This window comes from Variovorax sp. LjRoot290, from assembly GCF_964253985.1.
Lineage (GTDB): Bacteria > Pseudomonadota > Gammaproteobacteria > Burkholderiales > Burkholderiaceae_C > Variovorax.
Map to the genome: position 1 here is coordinate 1,371,041 of NZ_CAXURW020000001.1, position 12,893 is coordinate 1,383,933.

Genomic DNA, 12,893 nt, shown 5'->3' on the forward strand with positions numbered 1-12,893 from the left:
GCTGTCTTCTTCATGCGAACCGGTGCATGCAGGTGCGAAGTTTCTCCAGGCCGCGCCGGATCCAGGTCTTGACGGTGCCCAACGGCAGCTTCAATTGCTCGGCCAGTTCGCCGTGGCTGAGGTCGCGCAGATAGGCCAGGCTCAGCACCTCGCGCTGCCGGCCTTCGAGTTGGCTCAGGCACTGGTGCAGCGCCCAGGCCTGCTCGCTGGCGTCCGCGGCGTCCATCGGGTTCGGCGCATCGGACTCGAGGGTGTCGGCCATCAGCTCGTCGAATTCCTGGGTCAGCTGGGCACGGTCGGCGGTGCGGCGGCGCAGCAGGTCGAGCGAGCGGCTGCGCACGATCAGGCCCAGCCAGGCCAGCGGCGGGCTCAGCGAGCTGCGGTAGTCGCCGGCCACGCGCCAGATGGTCAGGAAGGATTCCTGCAGCACGTCCTCGGCCCACTCGCGCTGCCGCACGACGCGCATCGCCAGGCCGAAGAGCTTGGGCGCGGTGCGGTCGTAGAGCAGGCGCAGCGCCGCTTCGTCGCGCCGGCCGATGCGGTCGATCAGTGCCATCAGTTCGGCGTCGGGGCTGGGTGCACTCATGCGCGGATTGTGGAGCATCGGTTGTCATAGGGACGATACGGCCGCGGCAACCCGACGGATTCAAGGCGGGCTGAATCCAGCAGCGCCGATGCCGCGTATGAGCGGATGAGCTTCCCCTCCCTCATCACCCTCAGACCAAAGGAATCGACCATGACCATCCGCAGCCTCTGCGCCCTCGCGGCCGCCGCCAGCCTCGCCGCTTGTTCCGGCATGGGCATGAACAGGCCCATGATGTTCTCGCAAGCCAGCCTGCCCGATAGCGTCAAGGTGCCGACCGGGCACCAGGTCGCGATGGAAACGGTCGGCGCCGGCGACATCAGCTACGAATGCCGCGTCAAGGCCAACGCCCCCGGCCAGCACGAATGGGTCTTCGTCGGCCCCGACGCCAAGCTGATGGACCGCGGCGGCAAGCAGGTCGGCAAGTACTACGGCCCGCCGGCCACCTGGGAGAGCATGGACGGCTCCAGGCTCACAGGCACGCAAGTCGCCGTCGCGCCCAACGGCACCGGCAACATTCCCTTCCAGCTCGTGAAGGCCAACCCGGCGATGGGCAGCGGCGCGATGCAGGGCGTGAGCTACATCCAGCGTGTCGCCACGCAGGGCGGCGTGGCGCCGGCCATGGCCTGTGGCGCGTCGTCGTTGGGCCAGAAGCAGGTGGTCAAGTACCAGGCCGACTACATCTTCTATCGTGCGATGTAGGCGGTTGGCAACAACACGAAACATATACTGGGCGCTCCCTTGTTGGAGCGCCCATGCAAGAGCAAACAAGCCCTGCGCCTCGCCCGTTCTGGCACCGCCTGAACACTTTCTTCGCCTTTCCCTTCCAGCTCCAGCCGCTCGGCTATGCGGCGCTGCTGGCGCTCAGCAGCCTGCTGTTTCACGTGGTGTTCTTCCTGCCGCAGGCGCTGGTCCTGCTGCTGGTGGAGCTCGGCATCGTGCTGGCGGCCAGCCGCTACGGCTTCAAGGTGATGGCGCTCGGCGCGCGCGGCATCGTGCGCGCCAGCGATTTCCCGCGCAACCTCGAGGACGAGTGGACGAACCTGCCCTGGAAGCTGTTCGCGTTGCTGGTGCTGCAGGGCGTCGTGGCCGGCTTCGTCGGCGCCTGGAGCCAGGTGCTGGGCTACGTCGCGCTGTTCGTGCTCTCGTTCACGCTGCCTGCGACCACGATGGTGCTGGTGCAGTCGGGCAGCTTCTGGCAGGCGCTGAATCCGGGTTATGTGTGGGAGACGATGCGCGCGGTCGGCTGGCCTTACGCGCTGCTGTGCGTGTTCCTGTTCCTGCTGAACTCCGGCGCGCAGATCGCGATCGTCATGCTGCTGCCGGTGATGAGCGGCTGGTTCGCGCTGCCGGCCATCAACTTCGTGATGATCTATTTCAGCTGGGTCATGGCCAGCCTGCTGGGCTATGTGATGTACCAGAACCATGCGGCGCTCGGCATCGACCTGCTGCCGGGAGCCGGCGCCGACGACCATGCGCTCGACACGCGCACGCCGGCGCAGGTCGCCCAGCAGATCACCGACTCGCTGGTGGCGCAGATGGTGACCGACGGCGACATCGTCGGCGCGCTGGCGCTGGCCTACGAAGAGCAGCGCACGCAGCCGGAGGACCTGGTCGCGCAGCGCCGCTACCACCGCATCCTGCTGCTGGCGCCGGACAAGACGGCCACGCTGCTGGACCATGGGCGGCGGCTGATCGCGATGCTGCTGGCGCGCGATCTCGCCTCGGAGGCGCTCAAGGTCTACAAGGCCTGCCGCGAGAAGGATCCTGCCTTCGTGCTCGAGGACCCGCTGGGCACGATGGCGCTGGCGCGCGCCGAGTGGCGCAACGGCGAGGCGAAGGCGTCGCTGGCGCTGCTGTCCGGCTTCGACAAGCGCTTTCGCGGGCATACCGCGATTCCGCAGGCCTACGAGCTGGCCGCGCGCGTGCTGGTGCAGGGGCTCAACCGGCGCGACATGGCGCAGCCGATCCTGACGACGCTGGAAGCGCGCTATCCCGAGAGCGAGCAGACGCAGGAGGTGCGCTGGCTGCTGCGGGAGGTGCCGCAGGGTTGAGAGGTCTTGCTGCCTCTCCCAGAGGGAGAGGGGAAAAAAGTCAGCCCTTCTGCAGCATCCGCGTCACCATGTCCTCGGGCGCCAGCCGCAGCAGGTGCGGCAGCCAGCCGAGCGCCTGCTCGCGCCGCCCGGCCTGCATCAGCCCGTTGGCGCAGAGCGAAAGCGTGTCGGCCAGGTCCGGATGCTCGGGCGCAGTCTTCAGCAGCGCCTGGCACAGCCGCTCGGCATCGGTGAACTGCTGAGCGCGCGTGAAGCGCCGCGCGAGCCGCGCCATGTCGTCGGGCTTGAGGCGCGCGCCGGGTTTGGCGTGGTCGAGGTAGGTCTTGTAGCTCGCATGCTGCAGTTCCAGCGTGGCAGGGTCCTGCGGCTTGAGCCGGAAGATGCGGTGCGCCGCGCGATGGAAGTCGTCGCCGGCGGGCCAGAGCTTCGCGGTGTTGAACCAGGCGCGCAGGGTGTCGGCGTCGTCGGGCTGGAGTTGCGCGGCCGCGCGCCATTCGGCACAGGCCGCTTCGAATTTCATCTCGCCTGCGAGACGGCGTGCCGACGCGACGTGCTGTGCAAAGGCGTCCGGTGTTTTCGAAGCCGGCGCCTCGGGCAGTTGAAGCCGGCGCCAGCGCATCGCCGCGGCCATCAGCAGGGCACCCGTCAGCAGACCGCCCAGGTGCGCCATGTAGGCGATGCCCTGGCCGCCGACGAAGTGCTGCAGCAGCTCGTTGGCGATCCATGCGGGTAGCAGGATCAGCGCCGGCGCGGTGACGTAGTTGAAGTAGAAGAAGAGCTGGTAGAAGAAGCGGATGCGCCGCAGCCGGTACATCACCGCGTACATGCCCATCAGCGCCGACACCGCGCCCGATGCGCCGAGGCCATAGCTGCCCTTGCCCGCATAGGCCCAGGCCGCCAGCGCCGACGCGCCGACCGCACCGAGCAGATAGAAGCTCAGGTAGAGGCCGCGGCCCAGTGCGAGTTCGACCGAGAAGCCGAACAGGAACAGAAAGAGCATGTTGCCCAGCAGGTGGCCGGTGCTGCCGTGCAGGAAGGCCGAGGTGATCCAGGTCCAGGGCTCGAAGGCGGCATCCTTGTTGTGGTCCTGCGACCAGCGCGTGGTGAAGGGAGCGGGCAGCTCGGCCTCGTACTGCTGCCGGTCGCGCTTCCACTGGGCGTACTGTGGATGGGCGGGCGTGATCACCGCGTCGCCGTGCAGCTTCTTCAGGAAGACTTTCTCCTGCTGCAGGCCTTCGAGCAGGGGCTCGAATTCGCCGCGGGCCAGCAGCCGCCGCGCCGCCGGCGCGTTCGCCGAGCGGGTTTCCTGCAGCCAGGCGACGAAGGGCGGCAGCTCCAGCTTGGGCAGCACGCTTTGTACGTAGAACTGCGCGGCGCGTTGCTCCGCCTTGTCTTCGGCGCGCTGCGGCCCCCAGAACACGAGCATGTTCACGAGGATCAGCAGCACGGTCATCCATGGCGGGTTGCGCCAGGTCGGCCGGCTCTCGAGCGGGATGGCGTAGAACAAGGCGCTAGAGGCTGTTGCGCCCGATGCCCTGGTAGACGACGCCTGCTTCCTTCATCGTGCCGGGCTCGTAGAGATTGCGGCCGTCGAAGATCACCGGCGACTTCATCAGCGCCTTGAGCCGCTCGAGATTCGGACTGCGATAAGCCTTCCACTCGGTGACGATGATCAGCGCATCCGTGCCGGCCAGGGCCTCCATCGGATCCTTGGCCGACGAGAAGCTGATGCGTTCGAGCAGCGCCGGCGCATCGGCGAAGTCGAGCTTCAGCACGCGCCGCGTCTCGTCGACCGCGATCGGGTCGTGCGCCACCACGCGCGCGCCGGCGCGCAGCAGCGCGTCGATCACCACGCGGCTCGGCGCCTCGCGCATGTCGTCGGTGTTGGGCTTGAAGGCCAGGCCCCACAGCGCAAAGGTCCGGTCGCTGAGGTCGGGGCCGAAGCGCTCCAGGACCTTGCGGGTCAGCACGCGCTTCTGCTCGTCGTTGACGGCCTCGACCGACTCGAGCACGCGCAGCGCCTGGCCGTTATCGCGCGCGATGCGCGTCAGCGCCTGGATGTCCTTGGGGAAGCAGCTGCCGCCGTAACCCGTGCCCGCGTACAGAAAGCTGTAGCCGATGCGCGGGTCGGAGCCGATGCCCTGGCGCACCGCCTCGATGTCGGCGCCCACGCGGTCGGCCAGGTTGGCCAGCTCGTTCATGAAGCTGATGCGCGTGGCGAGCATCGCGTTGGCAGCGTACTTGGCGAACTCGGCGGACTTCACGTCCATCACGCGCGTGCGCTCGTGGTTGCGGTTGAAGGGCGCGTAGAGCTTGCGCATCTCGGCCAGCGCTTCGCGGCCGGTCTCGTCGTCGCTGTAGCCGATGACGATGCGGTCGGGCCGCATGAAGTCCTCGACCGCCGCGCCTTCCTTGAGGAACTCGGGGTTGCTCACCACCGAGAAACGCAGGTCGGAGCGGCCGCGCTTGTCGAGCTCCTCCTGGATCACGGCCGTGACCTTGTCGGCCGTACCCACCGGCACCGTCGACTTGTCGACCACGACCTTGAAGCCGTTCATGTACTTGCCGATGTTGCGCGCCGCGGCCAGCACGTACTGCAGGTCGGCGCTGCCGTCCTCGTCGGGCGGCGTGCCGACGGCAATGAACTGGATGTCGCCATGCGCCACCGAGGCCTCGATGTCGGTCGAGAAGGCGAGCCGCTTCGCCGCAACGTTCGACTCGACGAGCTCGCCGAGGCCCGGCTCGTAGATCGGAATGCCGCCTTCGTTGAGCGTCGCGATCTTGCGCGGATCGACGTCGAGGCAGAACACGTTGTTGCCGATGTCCGCCAAACAGGCGCCGGTGACGAGACCGACGTAGCCGGTGCCGATGATGGTGATGTTCATGGGGTCAAGCTGCTGTGGATTCCGAGAGGATCTGGTCGAAGTAGGCGATGGTCTTCTTCAAGCCCTCTTCGAGCTGGGTCTTGGGCTCCCAGCCGCCGAGCTCCTTCTGCGCCAGCGAGATGTCGGGGCGGCGCTGCTTCGGGTCGTCGGCCGGCAGCGGCATGCGCACCAGCTTGCTCTTGGAGCCGGTGAGCTCGATCACCTTGTTGGCCAGCTCCAGCATCGAGAACTCGCCGGGGTTGCCGATGTTGATCGGGCCGGGCACCTCGTCGCCGGTGACCATCATCCTGAGCATCGCCTCGACCAGGTCGTCGACGTAGCAGAAGCTGCGCGTCTGCTGGCCGTCGCCGTAGATCGTGATGTCCTCGCCCTTCAACGCCTGCACGATGAAGTTGGACACCACGCGGCCATCGTTCATGTGCATGCGCGGGCCGTAGGTGTTGAAGATGCGCACGACCTTGATGCGCAGCTTGTGCTGGCGGTGGTAGTCGAAGAACAGGGTTTCGGCGCAGCGCTTGCCTTCGTCGTAGCAGCTGCGGATGCCGATCGGGTTCACGCGGCCCCAGTAGGCCTCGACCTGCGGATGGATCTCGGGATCGCCGTAGACCTCGCTGGTGGAGGCTTGCAGGATCTTGGCCCGCACGCGCTTGGCCAGGCCCAGCATGTTGATCGCGCCGTGCACGCTGGTCTTGGTGGTCTGCACCGGATCGTGCTGGTAGTGGATCGGCGAGGCCGGGCAGGCGAGGTTGAAGATCTCGTCCACTTCCACGTAGAGCGGAAAGGTCACGTCATGCCGCATCAGCTCGAAGCGCGGATGGTCGAGCAGATGCTCGATGTTGCGCTTGGTGCCGGTGAAGAAGTTGTCGACGCACAGGACGTCGTGACCCTGCTCGATGAGCCGGTCGCACAAATGGCTGCCCAGGAAACCGGCGCCGCCGGTGACGAGCATCTTCTTGGAAGCGTTGTATTGGCGCATGCTGCGAAATCACTCCGTAAGAAAAATCAGTTGAGCCGCTGGGGTATCTGGGTCGTGCGCTGCTCGTACATCTTCGCGTCGACCAGCATGCGGAACCACAATGCCTGAAAAAAAGCGAAATAGAAGCCGGTGGTGCCGTCCAGAAAGCCAAGCCGGAAGATGTAGCGGTAGACGAAATAGCTCAGCGAGCGCAGGCCGGTCGGCAGCTTGTAGTAGAGCTCCTTGATGAAGCGCGTGCGTTCCCGGGCGTCGCCCATGAGCCGCGGCTGCAGCACGTTGTCGCCGCCCAAGCGGGGGCCGAGCTTTTCCTTGGCCTCGGCATCGCTCCAGCGGTTGTGGCTCGCGATCCAGTCGCTGAGCCGGGCCGAATTCTTGTCGTGCATGAAGCCGCTGATGCGGCCGGGCGTCGCCGAGCTGATGAAGTGCTGGTCGTAGAGCCGCGACTCGCAGCGCCCGGTGCCCGAGCGGAACAGCCGCAGGTGCCAGGGATTGACGCCCGAGAAGCGCAGCATCTTGCCCATGAAGTAGTCGCGCCGGCGCAGCAGGTAGGCGTCGAAGCGCGGCGTGCCCGAGAGCAGGGCCTTGATCTCGTCGACCGCCTGCGCGTCCAGCACCTCGTCGGCGTCAAGGTGCAGTTGCCAGCCGTAGGAGGCCTCGACCTGCGAGATCGCCCAGTTGCGCTGGTCGCTGTAGTTGGAAAAAGGCCTCTGCACCACGGTGCAGCCCAGCTCCTCGAGGATCGCGACGGTGTTGTCCGACGAGTGCGAATCGACCACGTAGACGTGCGGGCTCAGCTTCTTCGCCTGCGACACGGTCTCCCGAATGATCGAGGCGGAATTGAAAGTCAGGATGACGACGACGCAGTTGGGTTTTTCCATGGGATTCGGAGACGCTCTCGTGCGATTCGGGGGCCCGCTAGATTGCAGGCGGCCCAGGCGGGATGCAATGCAACTTTAGCACTACATTTTTACAACTGGGCACAAATACCGCACTGCAGCATTCGTGCCTGCTTCCCATGGACGGCTTCAGCCGAGCCGGGCGCGATGCCGGGCGATCTGCTTGCGCACCTGGGCGGGTGCGGTGCCGCCGAGGATGTTGCGCGCATGCAGCGAACCGCGCAGGCTCAGCACGTCGTAGACGTCCTTCTCGATCTGCGGATTAAAGGTCTGCAGCACCGCCAGCGGCAGCTCCGACAGGTCGACCTTGTGCGAGATCGCCGCCTTGACCGCATGGGCCACGGTTTCGTGCGCGTCGCGGAAGGGCAGGCCCTTCTTCACCAGGTAGTCGGCCAGGTCGGTCGCGGTCGCATAGCCGCGCAAGGCCGCGTTCTCCATGGTCTCGGGCTTCACCGTGATGCCGCCCACCATCTCCGCGAAGATGCGCAGCGTGTCCTTGAGCGTGTCGACGGTGTCGAACAGCGGCTCCTTGTCTTCCTGGTTGTCCTTGTTGTAGGCCAGGGGCTGGCCCTTCATGAGCGTGATCAGCCCCATCAGGTGGCCGACCACGCGGCCGGTCTTGCCGCGCGCGAGCTCGGGCACGTCCGGATTCTTCTTCTGCGGCATGATCGAACTGCCGGTGCAGAAGCGGTCGGCGATGTCGATGAAGCCGAAGGCCTGGCTCATCCAGAGCACCAGCTCTTCGCTCAGGCGGCTGATGTGCACCATCGCGAGCGAGGCGGCGGCGGTGAATTCGATCGCGAAGTCGCGGTCGCTCACCGCGTCCAGGCTGTTCTGGCAGACCTCGTCCATGCCGAGCGCGCGGGCCACGGCCTCGCGGTCGAGCGGGTAGCTGGTGCCGGCCAGCGCGGCGGCGCCCAGCGGCAGGCGGTTGACGCGGCGGCGCACGTCGGCCATGCGCTCGGCATCGCGCGCGAACATTTCCACATAGGCCAGCATGTGGTGGCCGAAGCTCACCGGCTGCGCCACCTGCAGGTGGGTGAAGCCGGGCAGGATCACGTCGGCATTTTTCTCCGCGATGGCGACCAGCGATTTCTGCAACGCGGTCAAGAGCTCCGCAATCAGGTCGATCTCGCCGCGCAGCCAGAGCCGCACGTCGGTGGCGACCTGGTCGTTGCGGCTGCGGCCGGTGTGCAGGCGCTTGCCGGCATCGCCCACCAGCTGCGTGAGCCGCGCCTCGATGTTGAGGTGCACGTCCTCGAGGTCGAGCTTCCAGTCGAAGGTGCCGGATTCGATCTCGGCGCGGATCTGCGCCATCCCGTCCTGGATGGCCGCGTGGTCCTCGGCGCCGATGATGCCCTGCTTGGCCAGCATGCCCGCATGCGCCAGCGAGCCCTCGATGTCGGCCTGCCACAGCCGTTTGTCGAAGAAGACGCTGGCGGTGTAGCGCTTCACCAGGTCGCTCATCGGTTCGGAGAACAGGGCGGACCAGGCTTCGGATTTCTTGTCGAGTTGGTTGGAGGTCATGGGGGTGAATCGGGGTGGGAGGCAATAATGGGTTTGCACCCGAATGTTTCAGCTCTGATGCGCAACCCGACGATTTTATCGGCCACCCCTTCGACGCCGGCTCCTGCCCGCGCTCGCGGGCCTGCGCGTGCGAGGGTTGCGCTGTTCGACGCCTGCCAGATCGGGGTGGTGCTGCGCACCGTGATGTTCGTCGAAGCCGTGGTCGCCGTCGCGACCTTGTTCGTCTCGCCGGCGCCCGCCGAGTGGCTGGTGCTGATGGCCACGGTGACCGGCGGCGCCTTGCCGGCCACGCTCTTGTGGCTGCTCGCGGCCTGTTGGCTCAAGAAGCTGCTCGGCCGCCTGCCGCGCGCGGCACAGTACGTCGCCGGCGCCTTGCTGGGTGCGCTCTCCGCGCTCTACGGCTGTGGCCTGCTGCGGCTGACGGGCGTGCTCGGCAGCGCGCCCTGGCTCGCGAGCGCCCTGGCCGGCGCGATGTTCGCCGCGCTGGTGATGGCCGCGCTGGTGTTGCGCGCGCGCGGCCAGACGCCGGCGGCCATGACGGCGCGGCTCGAAGAACTGCAGTCGCGCATCCGGCCGCATTTTCTTTTCAACACCCTCAACAGCGCCATCGCGCTGGTGCGCGAGGAGCCGGCCAAGGCCGAGACCATGCTGGAAGACCTGAGCGAGCTGTTCCGCCAGGCGCTGGCCGATCCGGGCGAGTCGGTCACGCTGGCCGACGAGATCGCGCTGGCCGAACGCTACCTCGCGATCGAGCAGGTGCGCTTCGGCGAGCGGCTGCGCATCCGCTGGGACATCGACCCGGCAGCCAACACCGCGCGCCTGCCGCCGCTCCTGCTGCAGCCGCTGGTCGAGAACGCGGTCAAGCACGGCGTCGAGCCGAGTCCGGCCGGTGCCAAGATCCGCATCCGCACCGAGCGTCGTGGCGGCATGGCGGTGATCGAAGTGGTCAACAGCCTGCCGCCGCTGCGCTGGGCCGACGAACCCCTGCCGCGCGGGCACGGCATCGCGCTGGCCAACGTGCGCGACCGGCTGCGCCTCCTACACGATATGCAGGCGCAGTTCAGCGCCGGGATGGACCAGAAGAGCTACCGTGTGCGCATTGCCATTCCTGCCGAAGCCTGAAGTCATGAGCGCTCTTCGCACCTTGATCGTCGATGATGAAACCCTCGCCCGGTCGCGGCTGCGCACGCTGCTGGCCGACTGCAAGTCGCCGGCGGCGGAGGTTGTGGCAGAGGCCGCGCACGGCGCCGGCGCGCTGGAACGACTGGCGGACACCCGATTCGATCTCGTGCTGCTCGACATCCACATGCCCGGCATCGACGGCCTCGAGCTCGCACGCAGCCTGAGACAGCGCGCCGGTGCGCCGGCGGTGGTGTTCGTCACGGCCCATGCGGCGCATGCGGTCACCGCCTTCGAGCTGGAAGCGGTCGACTACCTGACCAAGCCGGTGCGCGCTGAACGGCTGCAGCAGGCGCTGCAGAAGGCCGAGCGCTACCTGAAGGAGCGGCGCGGCGCGGCCACCGAGGCACCGCAGGAGGTGCTGCTGATCCAGGACCGCGGGCGCACCGAGCGCGTGCCGATGTCTGAGGTGCTCTACCTCAAGTCCGAGTTCAAGTACCTCACGGTGCGCACGCCGACGCGCAGCCACATCTATGACGGCTCGCTGGCCGAATTCGAGGAGCGCTATCCGGCGCGCTTCGTGCGCGTGCACCGCAATGCGCTGGTGGCGCGCGCGGCGATCCGGGCGCTCGAGAAATACGACGACGGTGAAGATGCGGAGGGCTGGGCGCTCCGGCTCGACGGCATTCCGGAGCCGGTGGTGGTGTCGCGGCGCCAGCTGTCGGCGGTGCGCGAGGCACTCAAGGATCCACGATGAACGACGAAGCCGAGCAGAAGAAGGAAGCCGAACAGAAGAAGGAGGCCGAGCCGCCGGCAGAGCCCCCCGCCCCCGAACCGGAGCGCGTGCTGCTGCACATGCCGGTCGACGTGCGCAGCGCCGCGCTGGTGGTGCTCGCGGTGCTGGCCGGCGTGTTCACGCTGCACTGGGCCAAGGCCGTGTTCGTTCCGCTGATGCTGAGCCTGCTGCTGACCTACGCGCTGGCGCCGCTGGTCGGCTGGCTCGAACGCTGGAAGATCTCGCGCTGGATCGGCGCGGCCCTGATCCTGCTCGGGCTCGGCGGCGGGGTGGGCTGGACCGGCTATTCGCTCTCCGGCAGCGCCTCCGAGTTGCTCGATACGCTGCCGGTCGCCGCCCAGAAGCTGCGCCTGGCCGTGCGCAGCGGCAGAAGCACCGACCCCAGCGCGCTCGACACGGTGCAGAAGGCCGCGGCGCAGCTCGAACAGGCCGCCGAGGAGAACTCGGCCAAGGTCGCAGCGCGCAAGGGCGTGGCGCGCGTGGTCATCGAGCGGCCGACCTTCAACGTGCGCGACTACCTCTGGAGCGGCACGGTGGGGCTGATCGCCGCCGTCGGGCAGCTCACGCTGGTCGCCTTCCTGACCTTCTTCGCGCTCGGCTCGGGCGACACCTTCCGCCGCAAGCTGGTGAAGATCACCGGGCCCAGCCTGCAGAAGAAAAGAATCACGGTGAACGTGCTCGACGACATCACGCAGCACATCGAGCGCTACCTGCTGGTGCAGATCCTCACCAGCGCCGTGGTCGGCGTCGCCACCGGCCTCGCGTTCTGGGCCCTCGGCGTCGACAACGCCGCGGTGTGGGGCATCGTCGCGGGAGTGACCAATCTCATCCCCTACCTCGGCTCGGTCATCGTGATGGCGGCGGCGGGCCTGGTGGCCTTTCTCCAGTTCAACAGCATCCAGATGGCGCTCGTGGTCGGCGGCGTCTCGCTCCTGATGCACACGCTGGTGGGCAACCTGCTGGTGCCCTGGCTCACCAGCCGCACCAGCCGCATGAACCCGGTGGCTGTGTTCGTCGGCGTGATCTTCTGGGGCTGGCTCTGGGGCATCTGGGGCCTACTGCTCGGCATCCCGATCATGATGGTCGTGAAGGCCATCTGCGACCGGGTGGAAGACCTGCAGCCGATCGGCGAGCTGCTCGGGGATTAGGCGCGGCCGGGTGCGCTTTTTGCGCCGATGCGCGTCTGCAGGAAGTCCAGCAGCGCGCGCAGCGCCGCGCTGTTGTGGCGCCGCTGCAGGTAGGCGGCCGAGAGCCACATGTCGTTGCGCACGAAGTCCTGCAGCACCGGCACCAGTTCGCCGTGGTCGATGTGCGGCTGCACCAGCAGGGCAGGCAGGTAGAGCACGCCGAAACCCAGCAGCGCGACCTGGACCAGCGGCCCGCCCTCGGTCGAATCCATGCGGCTCTTGACCGGCACGTCCAGCGGCCGGCCGTCGACCTCGAAGCGCCACCGCGGATGCGGGCCGAGCTTCGAGTGGGTCAGCGCCTCGTGCTGCGACAGATCGGCCGGCCGGGTCGGCATGCCGTGGTTCTTCCAGTAGCGCGGCGAGGCGCACACCACCAGCTTCACGGGCGTGAGCTTGCGCACGATGAGGTTGTCGTCCGCGATCGGTCCGAAGCGCAGCGCCAGGTCGATCGCCTCCTCGGCCATGTCGACCGTGCGATTGCTCAGGTGCAGGCTGAGGCTCACCTCGGGGTAGTAGCCCATGAACTGGGCCAGCAGCTTGGGCAGGTCGCCCTGTCCCATGCCGTGCGGCGCCGAGATGCGCAAGCGGCCCGTGGGCCGGCTCGCATGCTCCTGCAGCTCGGCCTGCGTGAGCTCCACCATCTCCATCACCGGCTTGCTGCGCTCGAGCAGCAGCGCACCGGCATCGGTCAGGCTCACCGAGCGGGTCGAACGGTTGAGCAGGCGCACGCCGAAGCGGGTTTCGAGTTCGGCCACGTATTTGCTGACCGTCGCCTTGGACATGTCGAGCTTGCTGGCGGCTCGGGAGAAGCTGCCGTGGGCGGCGACTTCGCGAAAGGTCTTGATGAGATCGAGGCTGTCCATGTCAGGC

At 67.4% G+C, this 12,893-nt stretch carries 12 protein-coding genes; 5 read left to right on the plus strand and 7 right to left on the minus strand.

What is annotated here, in order from left to right; all coding sequences use genetic code 11:
• Positions 1-10: 10 nt before the first annotated feature.
• Positions 11-586, minus strand: coding sequence for an RNA polymerase sigma factor (locus ACSQ9A_RS06955; protein WP_436303132.1), 576 nt, complete (start codon positions 584-586; stop codon positions 11-13).
• A gap of 150 nt (positions 587-736) precedes the next feature.
• On the opposite strand from ACSQ9A_RS06955, the gene ACSQ9A_RS06960 reads away from it, so the two are divergent.
• Together ACSQ9A_RS06960 and ACSQ9A_RS06965 are read left to right on the plus strand one after the other, a co-directional pair.
• Positions 737-1,285: a DUF3455 domain-containing protein gene (locus ACSQ9A_RS06960; RefSeq protein WP_436303133.1), complete on the plus strand. Its 549-nt coding sequence runs from the start codon at positions 737-739 to the stop codon at positions 1,283-1,285.
• Positions 1,286-1,338: 53 nt separating this feature from the next.
• A complete protein-coding gene (locus ACSQ9A_RS06965; RefSeq protein ID WP_436303134.1) occupies positions 1,339-2,637 on the plus strand; it encodes a hypothetical protein in 1,299 nt (432 codons plus the stop codon).
• Between the two features lie 40 nt (positions 2,638-2,677).
• Here the strand turns inward: ACSQ9A_RS06965 and ACSQ9A_RS06970 are convergent, their stop codons facing one another.
• The 5 genes from ACSQ9A_RS06970 to argH form a co-directional block, all read right to left on the minus strand.
• On the minus strand, positions 2,678-4,144 hold the full coding sequence (locus ACSQ9A_RS06970; RefSeq protein WP_436292577.1) for a rhomboid family intramembrane serine protease: 1,467 nt from the start codon (positions 4,142-4,144) through the stop codon (positions 2,678-2,680).
• 4 nt (positions 4,145-4,148) lie between these two features.
• The gene (locus ACSQ9A_RS06975; protein WP_093106700.1) at positions 4,149-5,522 is read right to left on the minus strand and encodes a UDP-glucose dehydrogenase family protein; all 1,374 of its coding nucleotides are present in this window, start codon (positions 5,520-5,522) and stop codon (positions 4,149-4,151) included.
• Positions 5,523-5,526: 4 nt separating this feature from the next.
• Positions 5,527-6,498 carry a UDP-glucuronic acid decarboxylase family protein gene (locus ACSQ9A_RS06980; protein WP_093106697.1) on the minus strand — a complete coding sequence of 324 codons (972 nt, stop codon included), beginning with the start codon at positions 6,496-6,498 and terminating at the stop codon, positions 5,527-5,529.
• Positions 6,499-6,524: 26 nt separating this feature from the next.
• The gene (locus ACSQ9A_RS06985) at positions 6,525-7,376 is read right to left on the minus strand and encodes a glycosyltransferase family 2 protein (RefSeq protein WP_436303135.1); all 852 of its coding nucleotides are present in this window, start codon (positions 7,374-7,376) and stop codon (positions 6,525-6,527) included.
• A 147-nt stretch (positions 7,377-7,523) separates the two neighbouring features.
• The gene (gene argH, locus ACSQ9A_RS06990) at positions 7,524-8,921 is read right to left on the minus strand and encodes an argininosuccinate lyase (RefSeq protein ID WP_093106691.1); all 1,398 of its coding nucleotides are present in this window, start codon (positions 8,919-8,921) and stop codon (positions 7,524-7,526) included.
• 57 nt (positions 8,922-8,978) lie between these two features.
• Here argH and ACSQ9A_RS06995 point away from each other — a divergent pair, with 57 nt between their 5' ends.
• The 3 genes from ACSQ9A_RS06995 to ACSQ9A_RS07005 are packed head-to-tail and all read left to right on the plus strand — an operon-like array spanning position 8,979 to position 11,984.
• Positions 8,979-10,043 carry a sensor histidine kinase gene (locus ACSQ9A_RS06995; RefSeq protein ID WP_244503858.1) on the plus strand — a complete coding sequence of 355 codons (1,065 nt, stop codon included), beginning with the start codon at positions 8,979-8,981 and terminating at the stop codon, positions 10,041-10,043.
• Positions 10,044-10,047: 4 nt separating this feature from the next.
• Positions 10,048-10,797: a LytR/AlgR family response regulator transcription factor gene (locus tag ACSQ9A_RS07000; protein ID WP_436303136.1), complete on the plus strand. Its 750-nt coding sequence runs from the start codon at positions 10,048-10,050 to the stop codon at positions 10,795-10,797.
• The gene (locus ACSQ9A_RS07005) at positions 10,794-11,984 is read left to right on the plus strand and encodes an AI-2E family transporter (RefSeq protein WP_436292579.1); all 1,191 of its coding nucleotides are present in this window, start codon (positions 10,794-10,796) and stop codon (positions 11,982-11,984) included. Before ACSQ9A_RS07000 ends, ACSQ9A_RS07005 begins: the two co-directional genes overlap by 4 nt.
• Here ACSQ9A_RS07005 and ACSQ9A_RS07010 read toward each other — a convergent pair.
• Positions 11,981-12,886, minus strand: coding sequence for a LysR family transcriptional regulator (locus ACSQ9A_RS07010; protein ID WP_436303137.1), 906 nt, complete (start codon positions 12,884-12,886; stop codon positions 11,981-11,983). The genes ACSQ9A_RS07005 and ACSQ9A_RS07010 overlap by 4 nt on opposite strands.
• Positions 12,887-12,893: the final 7 nt, after the last annotated feature.